The organism is Arthrobacter sp. NyZ413, from assembly GCF_049390645.1.
In the GTDB taxonomy this organism is placed as follows: domain Bacteria; phylum Actinomycetota; class Actinomycetes; order Actinomycetales; family Micrococcaceae; genus Arthrobacter.
The window spans coordinates 511,564-535,647 of sequence record NZ_CP155434.1; the positions used below are offsets into that span (position 1 = coordinate 511,564).

The following is a 24,084-nucleotide window of genomic DNA, read 5'->3' on the forward strand; positions in this document are numbered from 1 at the left end:
GGCCTAATGAGACGTCTCGTTTCCCAAGGGATACAAGATGGGGAGTTCGGTCAAGGGATGCGGTAGAAGGTGTTGGCTGTGTTCGCGAAGAGGTCGTTTCGTTCAGCTTCAGTGAAGTCGGATGTGATCTTGTCGAAGGCTTGGAAGAGATCGGCGTAGCTTGAGTAGAGGCTGTCGACGGGGAAGTTGCTGCCGAACATGCAGCGACGGGGTCCGAAGATATCGATGGTCGTCAGCACTATCCGCCGGATGCTCTCGGTCGTCCATGTGTGCTCGTTGGTGCCGAGGGCGGAGATCTTTACCGTCGTGTTCGGTTGCGCGGCGACAAGTTCCATTCCTTTTGCCCATTCCTTCAAGGCCTCATCATCACGTTCGATAGGCATGCCGGCGTGGTCCAGAACGATCGGGGTGGAGGCATGGTCGCCAGCGAGGCGGGCAGCTTGGGCGAGTTGTGAGGGGAAGACCTGGAGGTCGAAGGACAGCCCAAGGGTGCCGAGGGACTTGAAGCCTGCCAGCCACTGTGGGTCTTCGATCAGGTCGTTGCGTTCGCGGTGGCTGTAGTACGGGTTGGGGTGCCAGTTGAGGATGTCTCGTACGCCTCTGACGGACGCGTACTTGCTGTGTGTTTCGAGCTGTTTCTGCGCGCCGGGGGAGGCCAGATCCACTTTGACGACCTGGACGCTGGGCAACCCGTTCTCGGTGATGACCTGGTCCACCCATTCGGCTTCCCAGGCAGGGTCGGCTGCGCCGTTTTCAATGTGGACGGACCCGACGAGCAGGGCATCGACGTTTGATAGGCCTTCGGCGTCTTTGAGATAGTCGGCGACGAGGTAGTCGCGCCGGAGCGGCAGGTCGTCGCCGTGGTATCTGGATTGTGGTTCGCCTTCGAGCCATGGGTAGCTTGCGCGGCTGAGGCGGCACAGGTGGTGGTGGGCGTCGACGACGTTGAGTGTCACGCGGTAGTCCTTCCGGATCGTGCGGCATCGGCGATGGTCAGTTCGACGGCGGAGTGGTCTAGTTCTCCGCGGCCGTCCTCGACCATTCTTTCGAAGACGTCCTTGAGGGTCTGCGAGAGTGGAAGTTCGATGTTTTTCCCGGCTGCGGTGACTGTTGCGAACCTGAGGTCTTTGAGCTGGTTGGCCGCACTTCCGCCTCCTGTGAAGTCGGCGTTCAGCCAGCGGTCTTGTTTTTGTTTGAGGACTTCTGAGGCCGCGAGTCCGCCGCCTAGGATGCGGAGGAGTTGGGCGCGGTTGAGCCCGCAGGCGTCGGCCAGGACCAGTGATTCGGAGATGGCTGTCACGGTGGCGGCGACGACGATCTGGTTGCAGGCTTTGGCGATTTCTCCGGCCCCGGGCGGACCGAAATGGATGACGGTCGAGCCGACGTTTTCCAGTACCGGCATGGCTTTGGCCACGGCCCAGTCTTCGCCGCCGACCATGACACTGAGGTTCCCGGATTCGGCTCCGGCCACGCCGCCGCTGAGGGGAGCGTCGACGACGCCGATGCCGGTTTGGGCCAGTTCGGCGGCAAGTTCCGCGACTCCTGTGGGGGAGACCGTGCCGTGGACGACGAGGACCGGGTTGGCCACCTTCAGTTGGCGCCAACCTACGAGAAGTCCGTCCGGGCCGTGAAGGATTTCGCGCACGTCGGACAAGTCTGTCAGGACTGTCAGGGTCACGTCGGCCGCGGCCTTGGCCGGTGTAGTTGCGAGGGTGGCCCCGCGGTCGGGAAGGTGCCCGGCGCGGGAGGCGGTCCTGTTCCAGACGGTGAGTTCTCCGAAGGCGTCGAGCAGGCGGCCGGCGATGGGCTTGCCCATCCTTCCGAGACCGAGGAGTGACACTGACGGGTTGCCGGTCATGGGTTGATGTCTTTCAGGTCGACGAGCAGGGCTTCGGAGATTTGTTCCAGGGTGTGCTCGGCTTTGAAGTCGAGCAGATCGGAGGCCCGGTGCAGTGAGACGGGGATGTCGCGTCCCGGGACGCTGTCGCGCGGAACGGCGGGAGCGTAACGGGCCAGGGCCTCTTCGGTCGACTGGCGCAAGTAGGTCTGCGGGGCGGCCACGAGTATTCCCGGTGCCGGCGGGGTGGAACGGGAGAGCGCAGCTTCGACGGATGCTGCCGCGTCGCGGGTGTCGAGGTAGGTCCAGCCTTCGCAGGCCTGGCGCCGCGGGTCCTCGTTCATGGCCCGCCGGATGTGCTGCGCGAAAACCGTGCCGTCGTGTTCGTAGATGTCGCGGACGAGGGGAAACCGGATCCCGGTGAGCTCCATCCCGTAGTTGCGGGAAATTGCAGCGGCGGCGTGTTCGTTGGCCTGTTTGGAAAGCGAGTATGCGTCCGCGATGACCGCTGGCTCGTCCTCGTCCCAGGGGTAGTGGGTGGGGAGGACGGGATCCGGGTTCAGGGGCAGTCCGAACGCGTTGATGCTGGAGGCGTAGACGACTTTCGCAACACCGGCTCGCCCGGCTGCTTCCATGACGAGGAAGGCGCCCAAGGCGTTGCCCGCGTAGATCTCTTCGGCGCTGCCGCGGTCCAGTCCGGCCAGACCCGCGAGGTGGACCACGGCGTCCTGGCCGGTGACCGCCTGACGCACGGTGTCCGGGTCGGTCACCGAGCCGGTGATGTGCCGCGCTGCTGCTCGGGCCGGGGCCGCGGTCCCTGGGATGTCCAGGACCGTGACGTCGAGCCCGCGTGCCGCCAGATGGTCGACCACAGCCCGCCCGATGAGCCCGTCTCCACCGGTGACAAGAACACGGTCGATGTTTGCCGACGCGTCGAGGGGTTCCCTGGTCATCGTGCCGCTTCGCTGTGTGCCTGCTGCCCGGCGGGAGCCTCAGGGCCCGGGTTCGCAGGTTTTTCCTCGCGGCCGGTGTTGGCTTTCTTGAGCATCGGCCAGCCTTTGCTGATCTGGTCGACGGAAACGGCGACGACGACGACCACGCCGGTGACGATCTGTTCGTAGAAGCTTGGCACGTTCAGCAGGACCAGGCCATTGGTCAGCGCGCCGAGGATGAGCGCACCGACCAGCGTCCCGCCGATGCGGCCTTCCCCGCCCATGAGGTTGGCACCGCCGATGACGGCCGCGGCGATGGCGGTGAGCAGGTAAGGGCTTCCTGCTTCGGATTGGGCGGCCGAGATCCTGGCGACGATGACCATTCCGGCCAGTGCTGCCAGCAGGCCGGAGATCCCGTAGACCAGGAGCTTGACACGGTTGACACGGATGCCCGAGAGCCAGGCGGTTTCCTCGCTGCCGCCGGTGGCGATCACGTTCTGGCCGAACACGGTGCGGCGGAGCAGGAGCCAGGCGAGGATGGCGACGACGATCACGATCACGACGATGATCGGCACACCGCCGATGTAGCTGTTGAGCATGAACACGAACGAGGACGGGACGTTGTAGACCGGGGTGCCGTTGGTGGTCACATACGCCAGGCCCTGGTAGACGCTCATGGTACCCAGCGTGGCGATGAAAGGCGGCAGTTTCAACAACGTGATCAGGACACCGTTGAGTGCGCCCGCGAGGAAGCCGAGGACCAGCCCGGCGAGCAGGGCCGCGGCGGGGGCGACTCCGGCATTGACCATGAGGTTCGCTGAGACGATGCCGACGAAGCTCGCGATCGAGCCAACCGACAGGTCGATTCCTCCGGTGACGATCACGAACGTCAGTCCGATACCGATGAGCGCGTTGACGCAGGCGGAGACGGCGACGTCCCGCAGGTTGTTGAGTGTGAGGAAGTTCGGGTTGAGGATGCCGAACCCGATGAAGATCACCACGGCGGCGGCGACGATGCCCAGTGCCTGCAGGTTCAGCGGACGTCTGCTTTCAGTACGGCGTTCCGCGTTTTGCTTGGTCATGATGTTCCCTTCGTGATCCCCATGGCGCTGGCCACGAGGCTTTGTTCGTTGATGTCGTCGCCGACGTGTTCGGTGGTGAGGCGGCCGGCGCGCATCACAAGGACCCTGTCACTGAGCGAGATGATTTCGGGCAGGTCGGAAGAGACGACGATGACGGAGTTCCCGGCCGCGGCCAGTTCGTCGATGAGTCCGTAGATCTCGGCGCGGCCGCCGACATCAACGCCTTTGGTGGGCTCGTCGAAGAGGAACACCCGTGAACCGCGCCGCAGCCACTTCGCGATGACGATTTTTTGCTGGTTTCCGCCGGAGTACTGGCGCGCGAGCAGCCGCACATCGGCGGGCTTCAGCGCCAGGGAAGCGCCCAGTTCGCGGGCTGCGGCGGCTTGTTTCCGGGGATTGATGAAGGGGCCGGGGCCGTTGAGTTCCTTCGCCCCGGCCAGGGCGATGTTCGCGTAGGCCGGCATCTGGAGGGCGAGTCCTTGTTGCTTGCGGTCTTCGGGAATGAACGCGATGCCGGCGTCGCGGCTGTCGTTGGGGGTCCGGAGGCGAAGGCGCTTGCCATCAATCGCGAGGTGGCCCGCGGCGCCGCTGTCTGCCCGGACGATGGCCCGGAGCAGTTCGGTGCGTCCTGAGCCGACGAGACCGGCGATACCAAGCACTTCTCCGCGCCGAACCTGGAGCGAGTTTGGTTGCGGTGAGGACGGGCTGGTCACGTCCGTGGCTTCGAAGAGCACGGGAGCCTTCGGGTCCACGGGGTGCTGCCTGCGGAAGCTGAGCAGCTCCCGTCCGACCATGTTGCGTACGATCTCCTCGACGGTGGTCTCGGAGATGCGCTTCTCGAATCCGACCCGGCCGTCCCGCAGGACCACGACCCGGTCCGAAACGCTCATCACTTCGGGCATTTTGTGGGAGACGAAGATGACTCCGACGCCGCGTTCGTTCACGATCTGCCGCACCCTGGTGAGGACGGCCTCGACGTTGTGTTCCAGCATGGAGGTCGTGGGCTCATCCAGCGCCACGATCTTGGCCCCGAAAGCGAAGGCTTTGGCGATGGTCAGGGCATGCCGTTGCGCCGGGCTCAGGTCCTGCAGCCGGGCCGTGGGCTTGAGGGGGAAACCCATGGAGGCGACGTCGTCGAGCGCGCCTTTCACGGCGGCGGCTGCGTGGCGGCGCTCTGTGGCGTTCTTGCCCAGTAGCAGGTTCTGCTCGACGGTCAGTTGCGGCACGATGGCCGGTTCCTGGTGGGCGATCACGACGCCGTCGGCCAGGGCCCGGCGCGGAGTGTATTCGCCGCGCCGGGCCCCCTCGACCGTCACCGATCCGTGGTCAGGGGTCAATGATCCGCCCAGGATGCCAAGGAGGGTGCTCTTCCCGGCGCCGTTCTCGCCGGCGAGAGTGAGGACTTCGCCGCGGTCCAGGTGGAAGCTCACGTCGTCCAGCGCTCGGACACCGGGGAAGGACTTCGCGACGTTTCTGATCTCAAGGAGGGTGTCAGTCATTTGGTGTTCCTGTCCTTACCGGGCCTACGGCATGCCGGTCATGTACTGGGATACATTCTGCTTGTCGACGACGAAAGCCGGAACGTTCACCCACGCCGGGACCTTTTTGCCGGCAAGCATCCATAAGGCGACGTCCACGCCGGTCGCACCTTCGGTCGTCGGCCGTTCGCTGACCGTCGCTGTGTAGGTGCCCGCAGCGATCTGCTTTTTCGCCTGGGGGATGCCGTCGGTGCCGACCAACATGACCTTGCCGGTCAGGCCCTTGGCATCGATCGCGGCCTGGACGCCCAAAGCCATTCCGTCGTTCTGGGAGTAGAACGCTTTGATGTCCGGGTTCGCGGTCAGCATGGCGTTCGCGATGGTCTGGGCCTGGTTCGTGTCCCATTTGGCTGTCTGCGACGCCACGAGGTTCAGGTTGGAGTGCTGGGCGATGCCGGCTTTGAAGCCTTTGCCGCGGTTCAGGGCGTTGGAGGAGCCCGGGTCGCCTTCGATCTGGGCGATCTTGCCGCCCTCGGGGAGTTGCTTGGCGATGTAGTCAGCGGCCGACTGGCCGATTGTTTCGGCGTCAGGGCCGACGTAGACGACGCCGGGGAGGGTGCTCTTGGCGTCATTGAGCACGATCGCGGGAATGCCTTTGGAGAGCGCTGTTTTGAAGACGCTGTCCAAGGCGGTGGCGGAGATCGGGGAGGCGAGGATCGCCGAGCAGCCCTGGTTCAAGGCGCTCTGGGCTTTGTCCAGCTGCTCGGTGATCGAGGATTCGTCGTTCACGGCGTACGTCTGGAACTGCACGCCGAGTTTCTTCGCCTCGGCTTCGAAACCGTCACGTTCGTAGCCCCAGAACTCGTTGGCGAGGGTGCGGGTGACGTAGCACAGCTTCACCCCGGACTTCGCGGCCGGCGTTCCGAGGGACTGCTGGAGAGCGGTGACGTCCGTTTTCTGGTCTGCCTGGACCAGCGAGGCCAGATCGCCCGTGGACGAGGAGGGGCTGGCATCCGGGGTTGCCGAGCAGGCGCTCAGGGCGAGGGCGGCGACTGAGGCGGTGGCGAGGGCTGCAAGCCAGCCAACTCGTTTCGTCATGGTGGTTCCTTTCGTCATTGCAAGGTAGTTCGTTTGGGGTGTTTTTGTTGGGCAGGGTGTGGGCCAGGCGTAACTTTTCCTGTTTCAGTCGACGTGGAGCCCCATCATGGATGGAAGCACCGTGCTGAACCAGGGGAAGAGGGCGAGCAGGAGCACGCCGGCGAAGAGAATGCAGAGATAGGGGAGGAAATGCCTTGTGCTGCGTTCGACGCTTTCGCGTCCCGTCGCTGCGGCGACATAGAAGCCGATTCCAGCCGGCGGGGCAAAAGAACCGATGCCCATGGCCATCACCAGAACCATCGCGTATTGCACGGGGTTGATGCCGAACTGGACAGCGATCGGGAGCAGGAGCGGGGCGAAGATCAGCACCGCGGGCATTCCTTCGAGCAGCTGTCCCATGATGACCAGGATCACGATGCTGACGAGCATGAACAGGAACGTTGAACCCGACAGCCCGGACATCGCATCGGCGATCGCGGCGGAAACACCCGCGGAGGCCAGGGTCTGGGCGAAGGGCGCGGCGGCGGCGATGATGAACAGTACCATGCCCGCGGTGGTGACTGTCTCTCGCAGGGACTGCCATGACAGCGCCAGCTTCCCGGAGCGGGAGAAGCAGGCGAGGATGAACGCGTAGGCGACCGCCAGCGCGGAGACCTCGGTAGGGGTGGCGACCCCGGTGACGATCCCCGCGACCAGACCGACCGGGAGAATCAGCGTCGGCACTGCCGAGGTGACCGAGCGGCCCGTCTGGGCCAGAGAGGTCCGGGCCGCGGGGGCCGTACCGCGGGACCGGAAGAAGACAAGGACCATCACGCACACGCCGAGCACGGCGGCGGGGATGAGACCGGCCATGAAGAGGGTGGTTGTCGACAGGGACGTGATCGATCCAAGGACGAGCAAGACAATGCTCGGAGGTACCGTCTCACCCATAATCGCGGCCGCGGAGAGCACGGCAACGACTTCGCCGCGCGGGATCTTGCGCTCTTCGAGCATGTCCCGCATGGTCGTTCCAACGGCTGCAACGTCCGCCACCTTGGATCCGGAGATCCCGGAGAACACGTACATGGTGACCACGACGGACATGAGCGCACCGCCCCTGATCCGGCCCAGCGCGACGTCGACGAGCTTGGCCAAGGGCGCGGTCAGCCCGGCCCGGCCCATCAAGGCTCCCACCAGGATAAAGAACGGGATCGCGAGCAACAGGAACGAGTTCGCCCCCGACTGCATCCCGACCGGCACTGCCGACAGGTCCGAAAGCCCGCCCCACAGGATGTAGACCGCGGAGCCCAGCATGAGCACGAAGGCGACAGGCACCCCGAGGAAGAGCACCGCGAAAAGGAAGACCAGCACGGCAATCAGCAGCACGTCCGAGGTTACGGTCAGCATGGTTTGCTGCAGCCCGTAGACGGCCCCCAGCAGCGCCGCGGCCGGCAGGAGGCCGGCTGCTGCTACGCGGAGCGGCTGCCGGGCGATCCTGACCAGGGCGAACCAGGCCGTCATGGCCAGCCCGACCGCGAACGGCAGCGACAAAAGCGACGCTGGAACGTTCAGGATCGGAGTGCTCTCGTGGGACCGCTGGATGAGCACGGGAACGAAGAGCATGAACATGCCCAGGGCGATGCCGCACACGAGCCAGTCGACGAACGTGCGCTGGTACGCCCGCCAGGAGACCGGAAGCCGGTCCGCGAGAATCTGGATCGACATGTGCGCGCCGCGTGCATAGGCGATCGCGCCGCCCATGAACGCGGCAACATACAGTGCGAACTCGGACACCTCCTGGGTCCAGGTGAGCGAATTTCCGGTGATCAGCCGGAACAGCACGTTGAAGAGCACGACGAAGAACTCAACGACGATTGCGGCGCCAACGATTGCCTCGAACGTCTTGTCGAGCCAGCCGGCCCCGCTCCAGGGCCTTCCGTCGCCATCGTGGGCCTTCTCGGTGGACCTGAGGACGCCCGTGCCCTCGTCAACCACTGTGTTCATCTGCATCTTGGTGGGCCCGGTTCTTTTACTGGCCGTCGACGAAATCGACGGTCTTCTTCAGGAAGTCCGCTCCGCCGACCGTGTCGGCGAAGTCCGGGTACAACGACCGCGCGACCTTCTTGAACTGGGTCAATCCGTCGGCGCTCAGATCGTTGACCTTCACACCCTGGGACTGAAGGTCCTTGACCTGCTTGTCGGCCAGGTCTGCGTCGTTTTTCGTCTTGAAGGACGCCGTGTCCTCCGCGGCGCTCTGCAGAGCCTGCTGGGCTCCGGAGTCCAGGCTCTTCCACTTCTTGTCACTGAGGGCGAGCACGAACGCGTCCGACATGTGGTTTGTCATCGACATGTACTTCTGTACCTCGGAGAACTTGTTGGTGGCGGGAACCTCGACCGGGTTTTCCTGGCCGTTAATCGCGCCGGTCTGAAGCGCCGTGTAGACCTCGGAGAATGCCAGCGGCGTCGGGCTGGCTCCCACCGCGCTGAAGAACTTGGTCCACAGCGGGTTGCCGGGGACGCGGATCTTCAGCCCTTTGAGGTCCTCCGGCGTCTGGATCGGCCGGACCGAGTTGGTCACCTCACGGGAGGTGCGCGAGAGCATGGCGAGGCCCTTGGTGCCGTTCTGGCCGAGATCGGCAAGCAGTTCCTTGCCCGGTGCGCCGTCCAGGTACTTGACCTCCTGGTCCACGGACGAGAACAGATAGGGCAGGCTCACCGCGTTCATCTTCTTATCGGTGGCGGCATAGACCGAGGTGGAGAGGATGACGGCGTCAAGGGAGCCGCTCTGCACCCGGGTCACGGCCGCGTTCTGGTCCCCGCCAAAGCTCGTGCCGTTGGGGATGACGGTAACCTTCACGGCGCCGTTGGATTTGCTCTTCACGACATCGGCGAAGTGTTGGGCGGCCATGCCCACCGATGAACCGATCGGATCGGGAATCGACAGCTTGACCTCGACCGTGTTGGTTCCGGAGGCGGAGGCTCCTCCGGAACAAGCGCTCAGGGCAACGGCGGCAGCGGAGGCAAGCGCGGCACACCAGGCGACTCTCTTAGACATTGAGTTTCCTTTCATCTTTGGAAGGCCGGTCGGATGGACCGGAAGGAGAGTGGGGTGTCGGGGCCGGCCTGCCGGCCCCGACACCAGGGGGTCAGACTGTGGCGCGGATCAGGGCTTCGGTTTCGCGGCGCAGCTCCAGCGCAGTGGCGAGGGACTCGTCAATGACGATGTCCTCCCATTTCACGCTGCTGCCCTTGGCCACGGGGTTCTTGAGTTCGACGTGATGGGCCAGCGCCACCGGCAGCAGTCCCTCGTGCACGGAGGTTTCGGCCGAGACGAGTTTGCCCCAGACCGTGTAGCCGCCTTCGCCGTCGAGGAATTCTCCCGGGGCGAGGTCCTTCTTGGCGGTCGCGACGACATCGCCGAAGAAGCCCTTGGGGGAGCCCGTGGCGACACCGCGCAGGACCGCGTTGGCGATCGAGATGTTCAGCTCGAGTCCGACGTAGTGGTACGGGCGGTAGAGGGCAGCGTACCGGCCGGTCGGGTCCGGGTGCCATGGGTACTCGGTGAAGCATCCGGACACGTAGTCGTTGGTGGCCTTGATTACGACGAACACGCCTTCCTGGGTGTTGAACGGGATCCAGTCACCGGCGCGGGTGACGCTGGACATGACATCGACGGAGCCTTCGCGTGCGAGGACACCGCCGACTTCGGAAGGACGGCAGATCGTGGCGATTTCCTCGATGTTGCCGGGGGTGAAGGTCAGGCCGCTGTCGGAGGGGACGAGCCCTGCGGCGTTGGCAACGGCCGCCATTTCGATGGCGGCCTTGGTGCCGTCACGGAAGGAAGTGTGCATGTAGGGGTTCAACTGGCCCGAATCGGTGAGCTCCTTCGAGAACTCCCAGTTCTCCCACACGTTGTCCGGGTTCATCTCGTGGTAGTGCGAGAGGTACTTTGCGCCCTTGCCGGCGCAGACGACGTCGAAACCGGACGTCCGGGCCCAATCAACCAGTTCCATGATCAGTGCAGGCTGGTCACCGTAGGCCATCGAGTACACAACGCCGGCCTGCTCGGCGCGTCGTGCCAACGCCGGACCCGCCAGAGCGTCGGCCTCGACCGTGACCATGATGATGTGCTTGCCCGAGCCGATGGCACGCAACGCGTGATCGATGCCCACAATCGGGTTGCCGGTGGCTTCGACGATCACGTCGATGTCGGAGGTGAACAATTCCGAAGCGTCGGACACCACGGTGGTGGTACGGCGGCCCAGAGCGTCTTCGATGGTCGGTGCCACGGCGTCCGCAGGCCAGCCCACGAGTTCAAGCGCGCCCTGCGCCCGTTTGAGGTTGATGTCTGCGATCGCGACGATGTGCACGCCGGGGATGTTCCGGGCCTGGGAAAGGTACATGGTGCCGAAACGACCGGCACCAATGAGACCCACCCTGATCGGGCGGCCTTCGTTTTCACGCTGTTCAAGGAGGGAATGAAGGTTCACGATGGACTTCCTGTTTGAGGCTGAGGCTGGGGGGGAGCGGGCGCTTCCAACCCGACTTCCGCGTCACTCGCAATCTGAAGTGGTAACGGTTACACTTTTGTACCAGCAGGAAAGCCGTGACGTCAATCACGCCCGATGATTAACTGGACTTTCCGCCCAGCGGAAGAAAAGGAGGAGACGGTTGAAGAAGCCACCGACAATCCGTGACGTCTCACGAGAGGCGGGCGTATCGGTCGCCGTAGTCTCACGCGTTCTCAATGAAGGAACCGGGCCGGTAGCGCCCGCGACACGGGCCAAAGTCGTGGAGGTCATTGACCGGCTCGACTACCGTCCCAGGGCAGCGGCCCGGGAGCTTCAGCAGAAAACGGGCTCGGCCATCGGCCTGATGCTGGCCGACCTGACCAACCCCTTCTTCGCCAGACTTGCCGACAGGGTCGTGTGGGAAGCCCGGACACGCGGGGTCCATGTCGTGTTGCTCACCACGCAGGAAGACCCGCACCTGGAAGCAGAGTCCATCGACACCCTCATCGAGCGCTCCGTCGGCTCGGTCATCGCCACCCCTGCCGGAGGCAACGTCGAGAAATGGAGACGACTAGCGGAGCTGGGCATCAACGTCGTCTTTGTAGACCGCGAAATTTCGGAACTTTCAGAGTTTGACGTGGTCACGATCCGGAACGACGTCTCGGCGGAAACCGCGACCAACCACCTCATCGGACTCGGGCACGTCAGGATCGGCTTCATCTCGGGTCCATCCGACACTTCCACCGGCCGCGTCCGGGTGGCTGGCTTCCGGCGGGCCATGGAAACTGCCGGTCTGCCCGTCGACGAGGAACTCGTCCATCACATCCCCTTCCGCGGTGACGCCGGAAGCGACGCCGTCGGGGCACTCCTCGGGCTCGACGAACCGCCCACGGCCATCATCGTCGGCAACACCGCTCAGGTGCGTTCCGCGCTCCGCCGGATCAAACAGTCCGATATCGCGGTGCCACGCGAATTGAGCCTGGTCGTCTTCGACGACAACCCGTGGACAGAACTGGTCACTCCGCCTCTGACCGTCATCCGCCAACCCATCGACATGCTTGCCGTCCATTCCGTCGACCTCGCCGTCGGACGCGCAAAAGGCGCCATTTCGGACCAGCCGCGGATCATCCAGGTCGACGCGGAATTCGTCCGCCGATCGAGCAGCGCACCGATCAGCCAAAACGCCGCAGCAACATAAGCCGCGGCGGACACACCACAATAGAAAGGCACCACCCATGACCGTCGTCGTCACTGCAGTTTTCCACCCCGCCCAAGGTAAGAAAGAACTGCTCACCCAAGCCCTGCAATCCAGCATTCCCGCAGTCCACGAAGAAGAAGGCTGCCTCCTGTACGCCATCCACGATGCCGCCGACGGAACGATCACGATGATCGAAAAATGGACCACCCCGGATCTCCTCGACGCCCATGCCAAAGGCCCGGCCGTCGCCGCACTGGACGCGGCCGTGGGACCCCTGATCGAAATCCCCACCACTGTGACCACCATGACGCCGATCGACGCCGGGACCCCAGCCCAGGGCCTCCTCTGAACGAAAGCGGACCGTCTTCGTCACGAGAGCCGGGGCTGGGAAGGACCCGCTCCGGCCCTCGATACCAAGTTCGCTGCCCGGTTGATCAGTCGGCTCCGGGCGTGTCGCAAACCCTGGGCCAGGGAGCCGACGCTCTGTTGCTTTGGCGCGTGCGGTGATGCGTGCCGCGGCCGGGGCCGAACGGGCCGCGGGTGTGCCGCATTCACGGCCAGTTCTGCTTCTCGCGTTCGCGGTCATGGCCGATCCGGTGTCTTCGGTCGCGTATGCGATCGAGGCGGCAATGCGTGCCCTGGACGGCGAGCTGTCTTTGCTGGTGCCCACGATGGTTGTCGTCGTGGCGATCATCGCCCTCGTGATCCTGAACTACCGGCAGCTGGTGAACCGCTCCTCGCAGGGCGGCGCCCCGGCGGCGGTACGGGAAGCCTTCGGGGACGGATGGTCCTTCTTGCCGATCGGGAGCTGTTTGTTGATTTCGTGTTGACGATCGCGATCAGCGGTTCCGCCGGCGCGTCCGCCGTGATCGCGTATCTCCCGGCGCTGGCCCCGCGGCGGCTGCTGCTCGCGTTGGGCCTGGTTGTCGTGGTGGGCGCCATCACCTGGGTCGGGCATCTGGGCTGGCTGGTCTTCGCGGCGATGACGATGGCGTTCTCTGTGGTCTCGGTCCCGGTCCTGGTCCTTGCCTACGGGCTTGGCGCCGGGCCGCACACCGTAGGCACGGTGACGGCCGCAGCGGGCCGGATTCCTGTCCTGGCGGTCGTGTCCGCGTCCCGGGTTGCCATGGCCTTGGCGACCGGGGTCGAGGCCCCTTCCTCGGCCATCGCCCAGTCGGTGCAACTCGACGACGCAGGCCGCCGCCTTTTCGGCATGGTCACCCTGTGGCTGACCTTGGCCAAACACTCAAGTCCGACGCCTTCGGTGAACGAATCACCACGAGCCACGTAGCGGCTCGAGGAGTGCTTGCGGGCCCTGAAGCCCGCGGAGCCACTGTTCGCCGGGCTATCGGTGCCGGGACGTGCACCCGGGCCGTAGTGCTTCTGCCGGGGCGAAGGTGCGCGGCGTCGGACCCGGTTGGTCGTGTTTTAGGGATTGCTGTTGAGGATGTAGTCCACCGCTGCCGGTCCTGTCATGCGCAGGCCGTGGAAGGCGCTCTTTTTGTTCTTCCCGTTCTTTTCCATGCGAAGGCCCGCGAGGCGCAGGGCAGTTCGGAAGGCGGGGTCGGGGAGAGGGACTTTTAGGTTCAGCGCGCACCAGCTGACGTAGAGTCCGTAGAACGCGTCCGGGGTGATCCCTGTATCGGATGCGTCATCGTCGATGATGCAGTCCTGGAGGAACTGGTTGATTTGTGGATCGGTCATCGGGTAGTCCAGGTGATTGGTCATGGGTCCGGGTATTGCGTTTCGGGTCCCGGACGGCGGAAGCGGGGTCGGATCCGTGGCGGATCCGAAGGGGCGGGTGCTGCCGGGCCTGCGGGGTGGTCTGTCTGGTCCGGGACGCGGTTTTCAGGGCTGGGTTCCGTAGATGAATTCCTTGGCATGTGCGACGGCTTTCCTGAAGGCGTCGTTGCGCAGGGTGGTTTGCTCGGTGTTCCTGGGGTCGGTTTCGATGTAGTTGGTGTACCCGGGGCGCAGGATCCAGATGTCACCGGCCGGGGGTAGGTAGAACACCCCGAAGGAGCGGTGTTGGGGGTCCTCGGTCCAGATGGGCACGACCGCGACCGCGGCACCGGTGTCCGGGTTGATCCATTGGGCCCGGGGCATGGGTTGTTCGTGGGTTTCGGGGTCCAGGAACGGGGCTGTTCCTTTGCCCCACCGCTTTTCGAAGCGTTCATAGAAGGCGGGTATCAATTGGTTGTCGTAGGGGCGCCAGGCGCTCATGGGGGGTCCTTTGTGGTTGCGTCGTCTTCGGCTTTCAGGGCCTGATCCGCAGGATCAGGGTATAGCCGCCTGGGGAAACGGAGCTGGCCGGGCCGGCATGTCCGGGGACCGTCCGCCGGGAGGCTTCCAGGTGACCGGTCCGATCAGCAGCGACGCGGCGGGAAGCAACGCCCCTGGTGTCCGCCCGGTCACGCCGTCCGCCCGCACAGCGGCACTGTCCGGGGGCACAGCGGCGCTGTCCGGCCGCTGCGGCTTCGGGTTGGCCGTGGACCGTGGGTGTTCCCGGTCGTAGGCTGAGCGTTTTTCCGGGTTCCCGAGGATGGCGTAGGCGGTCATGATGTCCCGGAGCTCCTGCAGTTCGTCCTGCATCTTCGGTTCTTCGTGCGACGTCGGGGCAGTCGGGCCGGGGCCGGCGTGGTGTTCGCGGGCCGGTCGGGTGTCGGGGTGCGCACCGCGCATGAGTGCGCGGTACGCGCGGGCGACCTCGCGTGCGGTGGCGGTCGGGGCGAGGTGCAGGATGTCGTAAGGATCCGGGTCGTTGTTTTTCATCGGTCGGCCGTAGGGGTATTCAAGCAGGGGGACGGGGATGGTCCCCGGTTAGTTCAGCCGGGGACCATCGTTGCCGGAGCCACCCTCGGGGGCCACACGCGTTCATCAGCGTCCCGGGCTGTGAGGTGTCTGCGAACCCTATCGCCCTTTGGACGGGATGCGGCGTTGCGGTGCCGGTGCTCCCGGTCGGGGTGGCTGCGCCCGCGGTCAGGCGCTGATCTCCTGGCGCTGTGTCCCGGCGGTTTCGATTTCGATGCGGCGCGGTTTGGCTTTCTCGGCCACGGGGATCCGCAGGGTCAGGACTCCGGCTTCGTAGCTTGCTTTGACGCCGTCGGTATCAAGTGCGTCGCCGAGGATGAGCTGGCGGCTGAAGACGCCGCGGGGCCGTTCGGAGGCGATCAGTTCCGTGTCTTCGCCGGTGGGGTCCGGGCGTTCGGCTTTGACGGTCAGCACATTGCGTTCGACGTCGATGTCCACCGAGTCGGCGGTGACTCCGGGAAGGTCGAAGGCGACCACGAAGTCCTCGCCTTCCTGCCAGGCATCCATGGGCATTGCCGCCGGCCTGGCGGTCGTGCCGAGTACCTGCTGGGCCAGTCGGTCGAATTCGCGGAACGGGTCCGTTCGCATCAGCATGGTCTGTCACTCCTTGCAGATCGCAGTATTTTCCTTGTAAAACCAGCCGATCTATATCGGCTGATGTATATTTTTTATAGCACCGGGTATGTATGACTGCAAGAGTGGTTTTCGTGGAATTGGAGGTTCCGATGGGCCAGGCCGGGGACCCCGGGAGGGGTGTGTATGCGATTTCGGTCGCCGCCGAGCTGGTGGGCATGGGGCAGCAGAACCTCCGGCTCTATGAGCGCAAGGGTTTGCTGGAACCGGGCAGGACCTTGGGTGGGACCCGTCAGTACAGCGAGGATGATCTCGTGACCTTGCGTCGGATCGGTGAGCTGCTGGACCTGGGGCTGAACCTGGCCGGCATCCGGATTGTCCTGGTCCTGGAGGCCGACAACCGGCGCCTCGAGGGGGAGCTCAGGTCAGCGAACGCCGCACGGGACACCGCAACGTCCCCGCTCAGGAAATGATGTGACTTTGACCTTGGCCGGTGCGCACACGGGTGGGTCGAACCGAGGTCCCGGGGATTAAATGCCCTGCTCTGACCGCTGAGGAGCTGAGGTATGGATGCAGCCGACCGAGACCTTGGCCTCCAGGATGATCCACGCACGGGCCCAAGGGTCAAGGCCGCGCCGCCACGGTACCGGTGTGCGTCGTCTTGCCCCCGAGCTTTTTGGAGTATGCCGGCGAGGAGGAACTCGAGCCGGGAATCACCATCCTCCTCGCAGGGCTCGACCAACAACTCGAAACCACTTCGGATGCCTACACCTGGGGTCTGCGGCACCAGGCCCGCAATGGCCCGCCCTTGTGCCTCCGTCCTGAGTCTGGTTCGCTGGGAAGGTCTCCTGCAGCGCGGGACGAGCCGGCTTCCGATGAGGGAGTGCGATTGTGAAAGCAGTGACATGGCAAGGCTGGCGCTCGTTGAGCGTCATTGACGTTCCGGATCCGACTATCGAGGAACCAACGGATGTGATTGTCCGGATCACGTCCTCCGCCATTTGCGGTTCCGACCTGCACCTTTACGAGGTGCTCGGACCTTACATGCACAAGGACGACGTGATCGGCCACGAGCCGATGGGCATCGTTGAAGAAGTCGGTTCCTCTGTGCACCGGCTCAACAAAGGCGACCGCGTCGTGGTTCCTTTCAATATCTCCTGTGGCCGCTGTTTCATGTGCAACCAAGGGCTGCAATCCCAATGTGAAACCACACAGGTCAAGGAGAAGGGTTCCGGCGCAGCGCTTTTCGGCTATTCCGAACTCTACGGATCCGTTCCGGGCGCCCAAGCCGAGTATTTGCGGGTGCCTTTCGCCGACTATGGGCCGATCAAGGTCGCCTCGGGCCATCCTGATGAGCGCTATCTGTTCCTTTCGGACATCCTGCCGACGGCATGGCAGGCGGTTGAGTACGCGGATGTGCCCGACGGCGGCACTCTCGCCGTACTGGGCCTGGGGCCGGTAGGCCAATTCGCTTCCAGGATCGGCCTGCATCGAGGCTTCAGGGTGATTGGCGTGGATCCCGTCCCGGAGCGGCGCGCGATGGCCGAAGCCCACGGAGTCGAAACCCTGGACTATACGGATGAAGTCGTTGCTCGGATCCTTGATGAAACCCTGGGCCGGGGACCGGACGCCGTAGTGGACGCAGTCGGGATGGAAGCCCACGGCTCGCCTGTGGCGTCCGCCCTCCACAAGGTCGTGTCCTTGCTCCCGGACAAGGTGGCGCAGGCGGCCATCGAGACGGCCGGCGTCGACCGCTTGGCCGCGCTCCGCACCGCCGTCGAACTCGTCCGTCGCGGTGGGACCGTATCGCTGAGCGGCGTTTACGGCGGCCAGGCGGATCCCATGCCGCTCCTGACCATGTTCGACAAGCAAATCCAGTTGCGCATGGGGCAATGCAATGTACGCCGGTGGACCGATCAGCTGCTGCCCCTGGTGGAGGACGACGCGGATCCGCTGGGCGTCATGCATCTGGTCACCCAGAGGGGCTCCCTCGACGACGCGCCCGGCCTGTACGAGAAGTTCCAGAAGAAAGAGGACGGCTGCGTCAAGGTGGTCCTCGCCCCGTGAAATCAACGATTGGTGTTTGACGACCCGAGGAGGACTCCATGCGCGTTGCCATTACCGGGGCGACCGGGAACGTGGGTACTGCGGTGTTGAAACGGCTCCAGGCCGCCCGGACTGAGCAAGGGGCGGATCTTGAGCTGGTAGGCATCGCTCGACGGCGGCCGGATGTTGGTGCCGCCCCGTATTCAGATGTCGAGTGGAACAGCGTCGACGTCGGCGAGCCGTCGCAGCAGCCGCAGTTGGAGCGCGCCTTCGCCGGAGCTGATGCCGTGGTGCACCTCGCATGGCTCATCCAGCCGAACCGCGACCGCGCGCTTTTGCGCCAGACCAACGTCTCCGGGACCGGACATGTCCTTTCCGCTGCGCGGGCGGCGGGGGTCAAGCAGGTCGTGTGCGCGTCGTCCGTGGGCGCCTACTCGCCCGCGCCCAAGGATCGGCGCATGACGGAAGACTGGCCGGCGAACGGCGTCAAGGGATCCCATTACAGCGTTGACAAGGCCGCCCAGGAGCGGCTGCTCGACGTGTTCGCGAAGGAGAACCCTGAAATAGCGGTGACCCGATTGCGCCCGGCCCTGACGTTCAGTTCCGAGGCCGGCAGCGAGATCGGGCGCTATTTCCTGGGCGGGGTCATCGCCCGGCTCGTCCCCCGGAAGCCATGGCTTCCGATCCTGCCGATCCCGAAGGAACTCGTTTTCCAAGCGGTCCACTCCGCCGACGTCGCCGACGCTTACTGGCGGGCGGTCGAACGGCGGGCTGAAGGCGCGTTCAACATCGCAGCCGAACCCGTCCTTGAGCCGAACACCCTGGCCTGGGCGCTCCACGCCAAGCGGCTCATGCCGATTCCTTTGCCGGTGTTGCGGGCGGTCGTGGACTGGAGTTGGCGCCTGCGGATGCAGGCGACCGACGGCGGCTGGATCGACATGGCGGCAGGGGCGCCGATCATGGACACCACCAGGGCGCGGGAAATCCTCGGCTGGACGCCGCGATGGACTTCGCTTGAAGCACTGGCAAAAGTGCTTGACGGAATGGGCGCGGGTGAGGGCTGGGAGGCATCTCCGCCGCTCATCCCGCGCCGGACAGCATAGGAAGGTTGAACAGTATGGATTTCTCCCCGGCAAGCGATTTTCTTCCGACGACGGCGATCGTCACCGGTTCCGATTCGGGCATCGGCCGTGCGACGGCCGTCGCCTTGGCACGGGCCGGTATGGACGTCGGGATCACGTGGCACACGGATCAGGCAGGCGCGGAAGGTACCGCGAAGGAGGTCCGGAGCCTGGACCGCAAGGCTATCGTCGCGCACCTCGACACCACCGACGTTCCCCGCGCCGGTGACGCCATGGAGCACCTCATCGCCGAACTTGGCGGGGTGGATGTATTCGTCAACAATGCGGGGACCGGTGATGGCACCAAATTCCTCGACCTCGACTATGCGACATGGATGTCGACGCTCGACACGAACTTGAACGGAGCGTTTCTGTGCATGCAGGCCGCTGCCCGCCACATGGTGGGAGCCGGCCGCGGTGGCCGCATCATTGCCGTGAGCAGCGTGCATGAGCACCAACCCCGCGTTGGCTCGTCGGCCTACGATGCCTCCAAGCACGCCCTCGGCGGCCTCATCAAGACCATGGCCCTTGAGCTTGGCAATTTCGGAATCACTGCCAACACCGTGGCGCCCGGCGAGATTGCGACCCCCATGACGGGCAATGAGGACAAGGACCCGACGTCGATCGACCGACCGGGTGTTCCCTTGGGCCGCCCCGGTGATGCGCGCGAGGTCGCGGCCGTGATCGCTTTCCTGGCTTCGCCGGCGTCGAGCTACGTTACCGGTGCCTCCTGGGTGGTCGACGGCGGGATGCTCCAGATGGGGCCTCAAGCCGGCTCGCACCTCACCGGCAACGACTGGCGGGAACCCTAGTGAGGGTTTACTACCCGAAATAGTAAGGTTACTGTCTAAATTGCCGGGCGACAGTTGCAAGACGTTGTTTTGATGGAAGGGGCCAAACTGTGGTTGACCGGATTGCTGAAGTTTGGGGCACCCGGACGCCGTTCGCGCAAGGGGGGCGTTGGCCGGTTCGAGTGGATCAGGTCTTGGCGGAAGGGCTTTCGGAGGGGGACGTCGAGAAGTGGGTTCAGTCGGCTTGTGTCCTGTGCAGCAACGGCTGCGGAGTGGACATCGCCGTCAAGGACGGAAAGATGGTGGGGATCAGGGGCCGTGCTGTGGACCTGGTCAACCACGGCCGGCTGGGTCCCAAAGGTCTGTTCGCCTCCTGGCAGGGGGCGGCCAACAAGGACAGGCTGACGAGTCCCCTCATCCGTGAGGATGGAAAACTCGTGCCGTGCGATTGGGACACCGCCATGGAGCGGGTCGTCTCCCGGAGCAAGGAGCTGTTGGCTTCCAAAGGTCCGCTGACGCACGGCTTCTACACATCCGGCCAGCTGTTCCTTGAGGAATACTACGCGTTGGGCATCCTCGGCAAAGCCGGGCTAGGCACTCCGCACATGGACGGAAACACGCGGCTCTGCACCGCCACGTCCGCAGCGGCGTTGAAGGAATCCTTCGGTTCGGACGGGCAGCCTGGAACCTACGAGGACATCGACGATTGTGACGCGATCTTCCTGTACGGCCACAACATGGCGGAAACGCAGACGGTGTTGTGGGCGCGCGTTTTGGACCGGATTTCGGGGCCGGACAAGCCGCTGGTGGTTTGTGTCGACCCCCGGTCCACGGAAGTCGCGCGGTACGCCGACGTCCATTTGGCAGTGCGGCCGGGAACGAACCTCGCGTTGATGCATGGTTTGCTCCGGGAAGTGATCCGCAACGGATGGATCGATGAGGACTACATCGTCGAGCACACGGTGTGCTTCGAGGATTTGGCCGAGCAGATCGAGCCGTGGACGCCTGAAGCCGTCGCCGCGGAATGCGGTGTGGAGGCCGCGGACGTCGTTGAGGCCGCAAGGATTTTCGGCACATCTAAGCGCGTGCTGTCCACCGTGCTTCAGGGCTTCTACCAGTCTGCCCAAGCAACGGCATCATCTTGCCAGGTCAACAACCTGCACTTGCTCCGCGGCATGATCGGCCGCCCGGGCTGTGGGATCCTGCAGATGAATGGTCAGCCGACCGCGCAAAATACGCGCGAAGCCGGGGCCGACGGCGATCTGCCAGGCTTCCGGAATTGGGAGAACCCCGCCCACATCAAGCAATTGGCCGAGCTCTGGGACGTGGATAGCCTGGTGATCCCGCACTGGGCGCCACCCACGCACGCGGCCCAGATCTTCCGATACGCCGAGCAAGGCTCCATCGAGTTTTTGTGGATCTCGGCCACCAACCCCGCCGTTTCGATGCCGCAACTGCCACGCATCCGCGAAATTCTTGCGAAACCTGAGCTTTTCCTCGTGGTGCAGGACATGTACATGACGGAGACGGCCCAGTATGCCGACGTCGTCCTCCCGGCCGCCGCTTGGGGCGAGAAGACCGGAACGTTCACCAACGTCAATCGCACGGTCCATTTGTCCGAGCAGGCCGTCGAGCCGCCCGGATTGGCCCGCAGCGATCTGCGGATCTTCCTGGACTACTCCCGGCGGATGGATTTCCGTACCCGGTCCGGCTGTCCCCTCCTCGATTGGGAAGGACCGGAGGACGGATTCAATGCCTGGCGTGAGTGCACCAAAGGCCAACTGTGCGATTACAGTGGCCTAAGTTACGACCTCCTGCGGGGAGGAAGCGGCGTTCAGTGGCCGGTCAATGATGACCACCCCGACGGGACGGCACGCCTCTACGCAGACGGCAACTTCCGGACCCACGGGGACGACAGCGAAACCTACGGGCACGACCTCAGCACCGGGGCCACGGTCGGAGAGCAAGCGTACCGTGCGATGGCGCCGAATGGCCGGGCCATCTTCAAGACCGCGGCGTACCAGGGCGCTCACGAGCCGCCGGACAGTGAGTACCCTTTCAATTACACGACCGGCCGGACGGTCTACCACTTCCACACGCGCACGAAAACGGGGCGTTCACTCCCGCTGAATGCCGCCGCGCCGGATGTGTGGGTGGAACTGGCGGAAAGCGACGCCGAGGCACTTGGTTTGGGGGAGGGCGACGTCGTCCGGGTCGAGTCCCGCCGCGGGCAGCTGTATGCGCCCGTGCGCATCGCCAATACTCGTCCGGGTACCGTCTTCGCCCCGTTCCACTACGGGTACTGGGATAGCCCGGACCCCGCCAATGCTCCCGAGGAACGGCCACGCGCAGCGAACGAGCTGACACTGACGGAATGGGATCCGGTATCCAAGCAACCGGTCTTCAAGACAGCTGCCGTTCGCGTCACCAAAGTAGCGGATACGACGGGTCCGGCGCCTGCGCCCACAACCACCGCCTCGCGACCTGTCCGACGCGAGCGGGTCCCTGCCACGGTCGGTGGCGCGGCCGGCGAGGCCACCGAGTTCGTCCCGGCGGAAAGCGAGGAGAGGTAATGAAACTTTCCGTGTATCTCGGACTGCTCCACACGTCCGAAAGCACCCTCGCCCGTTCCTACCGCGAAGTGGCCGAAGGGCACGGCACCGAACCCGATGTGTTCTTCCTTTGCCGCTCGCTCGCCGATCAGTGCGACAAACATGTGAAAGCGCTGACGCCGGTGGTGGATCGATACGGCGAAGCCGGTGACGAAAGCGAGCCGGAGCGGTTGCACGCGGATGGCTTGTCCGGGACCCGTTCCGGGGCGGTGGGGCTGCTGCGGGATCTCCAAGACCTGTACTTGCTCGCTTCCCTCGTCGACATCACGTGGGCCGTCGTGAAGCAGGCGGGGCAGGGACTGCGCGACGCCGAGCTCCTGGACGTGGTGCGCCACTGCGAAAGCGAAACGAAAACCCAACTGGCCTGGCTGACCACTCGCATGAAACAAGCCGCACCGCAGGCCTTGATCGTCGCGAAATAGAGTCCCAGGCATGCCACGGCGCCGGGGCGAAACCGGCCCTGCCTTTGCAGTGCCGCCACTTTCACCGGGTCAGTGGGCACGAAGGCGGTGAGTGACCAAAGTCGGGGGAGATGCCGGTCAAGCCGGACCCTTGCCTTATCCTGCGGCCGCGAAGGCCGGGGCGCCGCGAGCACCTGTGCTGCGAATCATGCTCGGTCACAGCTCGGCAGCCATGACCCCGGACATCTATGCGGACTTGTTCGACGGGGACTTGGAAAGCGTTTCGGACGCCCTGAACCTTGCAGTGTCTCAAGCAAATGTCTCCAAAACCCTGATTCCGGCCAAGCAAAAGGCCCCCGATCCCTTGTAAACAAAGGGAACCAGGGGCCTTTCAAGTGGCGGTGACGGTGGGATTTGAACCCACGTTGGCTGTTACACCAAACAACATTTCGAGTGTTGCACCTTCGGCCGCTCGGACACGTCACCAACTGAAATAGGGTACCGGAGTGAGGCCCGGTTCCCCAAAACGGCGGTTGCGCACTTCCGGAATCGCGGTTGCCACGCTAGATTCCTAAGCAGGATGACTATCCCGAAGAAGTCGCAAAGCAACGCGGGCGGACCCGCATCCACCAGCCAATCCACCGCCGTGGCCTACTGGACGGTAGGCCCGTGCCAAGGCGAGTTGCGCAAGGAGGAACTTCCACGGCCCGCGGAGCATGAAGCCGTAGTCCGGACGTTATATTCGGGCATCAGCAGGGGAACGGAGCTCGTGGTCCACGAGGCGCATGTTCCTCCGCGGATCGCGAAGGAGATGCGTGCGCCCCACCAGGAGGGTGAGTTTCCGGCGCCGGTGAAGTTCGGGTACCTGTCGGTTGGCGTGGTTGAAGAGGGCCCGGAGGACTGGGCCGGCCAGACCGTGTTTTGCCTCCACCCGCACCAGGACCGCTACGTGGTGCCGCTTTCTGCCCTGACCCGGGTGCCGGACGACGTTCCCGCCCGACGCGCGGTCCTCACCGGCATCGTGGAAATCGCCCTCAACGCCCTCTGGGATGCCGGACCCCGCCTCGGCGACAGGATCGCCGTCGTCGGGGGTGGCCTGGTAGGCGGGATGACGGCGGCGCTGCTGCGCCGCTTCCCCTTGGAGCGCCTACAATTGCTCGAGTCCAATCCCAGGAAGCGCGGGTTCGTCGAGTCCCTGGGCCTGGACTTCGTCCTCCCCGAGGACGCGGCCCGCGATTGCGATATCGTCTTCCACTGCTCGGCCACGGATGAAGGACTCGCCAAGAGCCTCCGTCTGGCGGGCGACGAGGGCGAGATCATCGAGATGTCCTGGTATGGGGACCGGGCAGTTTCCTTGCCGCTCGGCGAGGACTTCCACGCCCGGCGCCTCACCATCCGTGCCAGCCAAGTGGGGGTGGTGGCCCGTCCACGCCGGCACCGCCGGACCACGGGCGAACGCCTGGATTTGGCTGTGTCCCTTTTGCGGGATCCGGTGTTCGATGCTTTCCTGACCGGTGAATCGCGATTCGAAGACCTTCCGGAGGCGTTCGACGAGTTGGCGAACGGCGAACGGGACGAGCTCTGCCGCCTGGTCACCTACAGCAAGGAGTAACT

General features: G+C 64.6%; 25 protein-coding genes and 1 tRNA gene. 12 read left to right on the forward strand and 14 right to left on the reverse strand.

The window, feature by feature from the left end; genetic code table 11:
• Positions 1–50: 50 nt before the first annotated feature.
• From ABCW42_RS02500 to ABCW42_RS02540, 9 genes are all read right to left on the reverse strand, one after another.
• Positions 51–956, reverse strand: coding sequence for an amidohydrolase family protein (locus ABCW42_RS02500; RefSeq protein WP_423183374.1), 906 nt, complete (start codon positions 954–956; stop codon positions 51–53).
• Positions 953–1,858 (reverse strand): NAD(P)-dependent oxidoreductase, encoded by a 906-nt coding sequence (locus tag ABCW42_RS02505; protein WP_423183375.1) that lies wholly within the window; start codon positions 1,856–1,858, stop codon positions 953–955. The genes ABCW42_RS02500 and ABCW42_RS02505 overlap by 4 nt, the downstream gene beginning before the upstream one ends.
• Positions 1,855–2,790: an NAD-dependent epimerase/dehydratase family protein gene (locus ABCW42_RS02510; RefSeq protein ID WP_423183376.1), complete on the reverse strand. Its 936-nt coding sequence runs from the start codon at positions 2,788–2,790 to the stop codon at positions 1,855–1,857. Before ABCW42_RS02510 ends, ABCW42_RS02505 begins: the two co-directional genes overlap by 4 nt.
• A complete protein-coding gene (locus tag ABCW42_RS02515; protein ID WP_423183377.1) occupies positions 2,787–3,851 on the reverse strand; it encodes an ABC transporter permease in 1,065 nt (354 codons plus the stop codon). Before ABCW42_RS02515 ends, ABCW42_RS02510 begins: the two co-directional genes overlap by 4 nt.
• Positions 3,848–5,350 carry a sugar ABC transporter ATP-binding protein gene (locus ABCW42_RS02520; RefSeq protein WP_423183378.1) on the reverse strand — a complete coding sequence of 501 codons (1,503 nt, stop codon included), beginning with the start codon at positions 5,348–5,350 and terminating at the stop codon, positions 3,848–3,850. The genes ABCW42_RS02515 and ABCW42_RS02520 overlap by 4 nt, the downstream gene beginning before the upstream one ends.
• Positions 5,351–5,374: 24 nt before the next feature.
• A complete protein-coding gene (locus tag ABCW42_RS02525) occupies positions 5,375–6,427 on the reverse strand; it encodes a substrate-binding domain-containing protein (protein ID WP_423183379.1) in 1,053 nt (350 codons plus the stop codon).
• Positions 6,428–6,511: 84 nt separating this feature from the next.
• On the reverse strand, positions 6,512–8,410 hold the full coding sequence (locus ABCW42_RS02530) for a TRAP transporter large permease subunit (protein WP_423183380.1): 1,899 nt from the start codon (positions 8,408–8,410) through the stop codon (positions 6,512–6,514).
• A 25-nt stretch (positions 8,411–8,435) separates the two neighbouring features.
• Positions 8,436–9,461: a DctP family TRAP transporter solute-binding subunit gene (locus ABCW42_RS02535; RefSeq protein ID WP_423183381.1), complete on the reverse strand. Its 1,026-nt coding sequence runs from the start codon at positions 9,459–9,461 to the stop codon at positions 8,436–8,438.
• Positions 9,462–9,552: 91 nt separating this feature from the next.
• Positions 9,553–10,896 carry an NAD(P)H-dependent oxidoreductase gene (locus ABCW42_RS02540; RefSeq protein WP_423183382.1) on the reverse strand — a complete coding sequence of 448 codons (1,344 nt, stop codon included), beginning with the start codon at positions 10,894–10,896 and terminating at the stop codon, positions 9,553–9,555.
• Positions 10,897–11,077: 181 nt separating this feature from the next.
• Between ABCW42_RS02540 and ABCW42_RS02545 the strand changes: the two genes are divergently transcribed.
• The 4 genes from ABCW42_RS02545 to ABCW42_RS02560 all read left to right on the forward strand — a co-directional run bounded on the left by ABCW42_RS02545 (position 11,078) and on the right by ABCW42_RS02560 (position 13,406).
• The gene (locus tag ABCW42_RS02545; RefSeq protein ID WP_423183383.1) at positions 11,078–12,115 is read left to right on the forward strand and encodes a LacI family DNA-binding transcriptional regulator; all 1,038 of its coding nucleotides are present in this window, start codon (positions 11,078–11,080) and stop codon (positions 12,113–12,115) included.
• Between the two features lie 37 nt (positions 12,116–12,152).
• Positions 12,153–12,464: a putative quinol monooxygenase gene (locus ABCW42_RS02550; RefSeq protein ID WP_423183384.1), complete on the forward strand. Its 312-nt coding sequence runs from the start codon at positions 12,153–12,155 to the stop codon at positions 12,462–12,464.
• Positions 12,465–12,618: 154 nt separating this feature from the next.
• Entirely contained in the window at positions 12,619–12,945 is a 327-nt protein-coding gene (locus ABCW42_RS02555) for a hypothetical protein (RefSeq protein WP_423183385.1), read from the forward strand.
• Positions 12,939–13,406, forward strand: a complete 468-nt coding sequence (locus tag ABCW42_RS02560; RefSeq protein ID WP_423183386.1) for a hypothetical protein — start codon at positions 12,939–12,941, stop codon at positions 13,404–13,406. Before ABCW42_RS02555 ends, ABCW42_RS02560 begins: the two co-directional genes overlap by 7 nt.
• Before the next feature lie 137 nt (positions 13,407–13,543).
• On the opposite strand, the gene ABCW42_RS02565 is transcribed toward ABCW42_RS02560, so the two are convergent.
• The 4 genes from ABCW42_RS02565 to ABCW42_RS02580 all read right to left on the reverse strand — a co-directional run bounded on the left by ABCW42_RS02565 (position 13,544) and on the right by ABCW42_RS02580 (position 15,520).
• Complete coding sequence (locus ABCW42_RS02565) at positions 13,544–13,843, reverse strand: hypothetical protein (RefSeq protein WP_423183387.1); 300 nt, start codon at positions 13,841–13,843, stop codon at positions 13,544–13,546.
• Positions 13,844–13,963: 120 nt separating this feature from the next.
• The gene (locus tag ABCW42_RS02570; protein ID WP_133206100.1) at positions 13,964–14,338 is read right to left on the reverse strand and encodes a hypothetical protein; all 375 of its coding nucleotides are present in this window, start codon (positions 14,336–14,338) and stop codon (positions 13,964–13,966) included.
• 54 nt (positions 14,339–14,392) lie between these two features.
• The gene (locus tag ABCW42_RS02575; protein WP_423183388.1) at positions 14,393–14,887 is read right to left on the reverse strand and encodes a J domain-containing protein; all 495 of its coding nucleotides are present in this window, start codon (positions 14,885–14,887) and stop codon (positions 14,393–14,395) included.
• A gap of 207 nt (positions 14,888–15,094) precedes the next feature.
• Positions 15,095–15,520: an Hsp20/alpha crystallin family protein gene (locus ABCW42_RS02580; RefSeq protein WP_423183389.1), complete on the reverse strand. Its 426-nt coding sequence runs from the start codon at positions 15,518–15,520 to the stop codon at positions 15,095–15,097.
• A gap of 113 nt (positions 15,521–15,633) precedes the next feature.
• Between ABCW42_RS02580 and ABCW42_RS02585 the strand changes: the two genes are divergently transcribed.
• The 7 genes from ABCW42_RS02585 to ABCW42_RS02615 all read left to right on the forward strand — a co-directional run bounded on the left by ABCW42_RS02585 (position 15,634) and on the right by ABCW42_RS02615 (position 22,840).
• The gene (locus tag ABCW42_RS02585; protein WP_423183390.1) at positions 15,634–15,972 is read left to right on the forward strand and encodes a MerR family transcriptional regulator; all 339 of its coding nucleotides are present in this window, start codon (positions 15,634–15,636) and stop codon (positions 15,970–15,972) included.
• A gap of 418 nt (positions 15,973–16,390) precedes the next feature.
• A complete protein-coding gene (locus ABCW42_RS02590) occupies positions 16,391–17,566 on the forward strand; it encodes a zinc-dependent alcohol dehydrogenase (protein ID WP_423183391.1) in 1,176 nt (391 codons plus the stop codon).
• Between the two features lie 38 nt (positions 17,567–17,604).
• A complete protein-coding gene (locus tag ABCW42_RS02595; RefSeq protein ID WP_423183392.1) occupies positions 17,605–18,648 on the forward strand; it encodes an NAD-dependent epimerase/dehydratase family protein in 1,044 nt (347 codons plus the stop codon).
• A gap of 14 nt (positions 18,649–18,662) precedes the next feature.
• On the forward strand, positions 18,663–19,478 hold the full coding sequence (locus ABCW42_RS02600) for an SDR family oxidoreductase (RefSeq protein WP_423183393.1): 816 nt from the start codon (positions 18,663–18,665) through the stop codon (positions 19,476–19,478).
• An 89-nt stretch (positions 19,479–19,567) separates the two neighbouring features.
• Entirely contained in the window at positions 19,568–22,030 is a 2,463-nt protein-coding gene (locus tag ABCW42_RS02605) for a molybdopterin oxidoreductase family protein (RefSeq protein ID WP_423183394.1), read from the forward strand.
• Complete coding sequence (locus ABCW42_RS02610; RefSeq protein WP_423183395.1) at positions 22,030–22,491, forward strand: hypothetical protein; 462 nt, start codon at positions 22,030–22,032, stop codon at positions 22,489–22,491. Before ABCW42_RS02605 ends, ABCW42_RS02610 begins: the two co-directional genes overlap by 1 nt.
• A gap of 91 nt (positions 22,492–22,582) precedes the next feature.
• Complete coding sequence (locus ABCW42_RS02615) at positions 22,583–22,840, forward strand: integrase (protein ID WP_423183396.1); 258 nt, start codon at positions 22,583–22,585, stop codon at positions 22,838–22,840.
• 26 nt (positions 22,841–22,866) lie between these two features.
• Here ABCW42_RS02615 and ABCW42_RS02620 read toward each other — a convergent pair.
• Positions 22,867–22,956, reverse strand: a tRNA-Ser gene (locus tag ABCW42_RS02620).
• Between the two features lie 94 nt (positions 22,957–23,050).
• Here ABCW42_RS02620 and ABCW42_RS02625 point away from each other — a divergent pair.
• Positions 23,051–24,082 (forward strand): zinc-dependent alcohol dehydrogenase, encoded by a 1,032-nt coding sequence (locus ABCW42_RS02625; protein WP_423183397.1) that lies wholly within the window; start codon positions 23,051–23,053, stop codon positions 24,080–24,082.
• The last annotated feature ends 2 nt before the right edge of the window (positions 24,083–24,084 follow it).

Excerpts from the sequence above, each read along its gene's own strand:
- ABCW42_RS02505 (WP_423183375.1), bottom strand. The coding sequence starts at position 1,858 with ATGACCGGCAACCCGTCAGTGTCACTCCTCGGTCTCGGAAGGATGGGC.
- ABCW42_RS02510 (WP_423183376.1), bottom strand. The coding sequence starts at position 2,790 with ATGACCAGGGAACCCCTCGACGCGTCGGCAAACATCGACCGTGTTCTT.
- ABCW42_RS02515 (WP_423183377.1), bottom strand. The coding sequence starts at position 3,851 with ATGACCAAGCAAAACGCGGAACGCCGTACTGAAAGCAGACGTCCGCTG.
- ABCW42_RS02520 (WP_423183378.1), bottom strand. The coding sequence starts at position 5,350 with ATGACTGACACCCTCCTTGAGATCAGAAACGTCGCGAAGTCCTTCCCC.
- ABCW42_RS02525 (WP_423183379.1), bottom strand. The coding sequence starts at position 6,427 with ATGACGAAACGAGTTGGCTGGCTTGCAGCCCTCGCCACCGCCTCAGTC.
- ABCW42_RS02530 (WP_423183380.1), bottom strand. The coding sequence starts at position 8,410 with ATGAACACAGTGGTTGACGAGGGCACGGGCGTCCTCAGGTCCACCGAG.
- ABCW42_RS02535 (WP_423183381.1), bottom strand. The coding sequence starts at position 9,461 with ATGTCTAAGAGAGTCGCCTGGTGTGCCGCGCTTGCCTCCGCTGCCGCC.
- ABCW42_RS02550 (WP_423183384.1), top strand. The coding sequence starts at position 12,153 with ATGACCGTCGTCGTCACTGCAGTTTTCCACCCCGCCCAAGGTAAGAAA.
- ABCW42_RS02565 (WP_423183387.1), bottom strand. The coding sequence starts at position 13,843 with ATGACCAATCACCTGGACTACCCGATGACCGATCCACAAATCAACCAG.
- ABCW42_RS02570 (WP_133206100.1), bottom strand. The coding sequence starts at position 14,338 with ATGAGCGCCTGGCGCCCCTACGACAACCAATTGATACCCGCCTTCTAT.
- ABCW42_RS02575 (WP_423183388.1), bottom strand. The coding sequence starts at position 14,887 with ATGAAAAACAACGACCCGGATCCTTACGACATCCTGCACCTCGCCCCG.
- ABCW42_RS02580 (WP_423183389.1), bottom strand. The coding sequence starts at position 15,520 with ATGCTGATGCGAACGGACCCGTTCCGCGAATTCGACCGACTGGCCCAG.
- ABCW42_RS02595 (WP_423183392.1), top strand. The coding sequence starts at position 17,605 with ATGCGCGTTGCCATTACCGGGGCGACCGGGAACGTGGGTACTGCGGTG.
- ABCW42_RS02600 (WP_423183393.1), top strand. The coding sequence starts at position 18,663 with ATGGATTTCTCCCCGGCAAGCGATTTTCTTCCGACGACGGCGATCGTC.
- ABCW42_RS02610 (WP_423183395.1), top strand. The coding sequence starts at position 22,030 with ATGAAACTTTCCGTGTATCTCGGACTGCTCCACACGTCCGAAAGCACC.
- ABCW42_RS02625 (WP_423183397.1), top strand. The coding sequence starts at position 23,051 with ATGACTATCCCGAAGAAGTCGCAAAGCAACGCGGGCGGACCCGCATCC.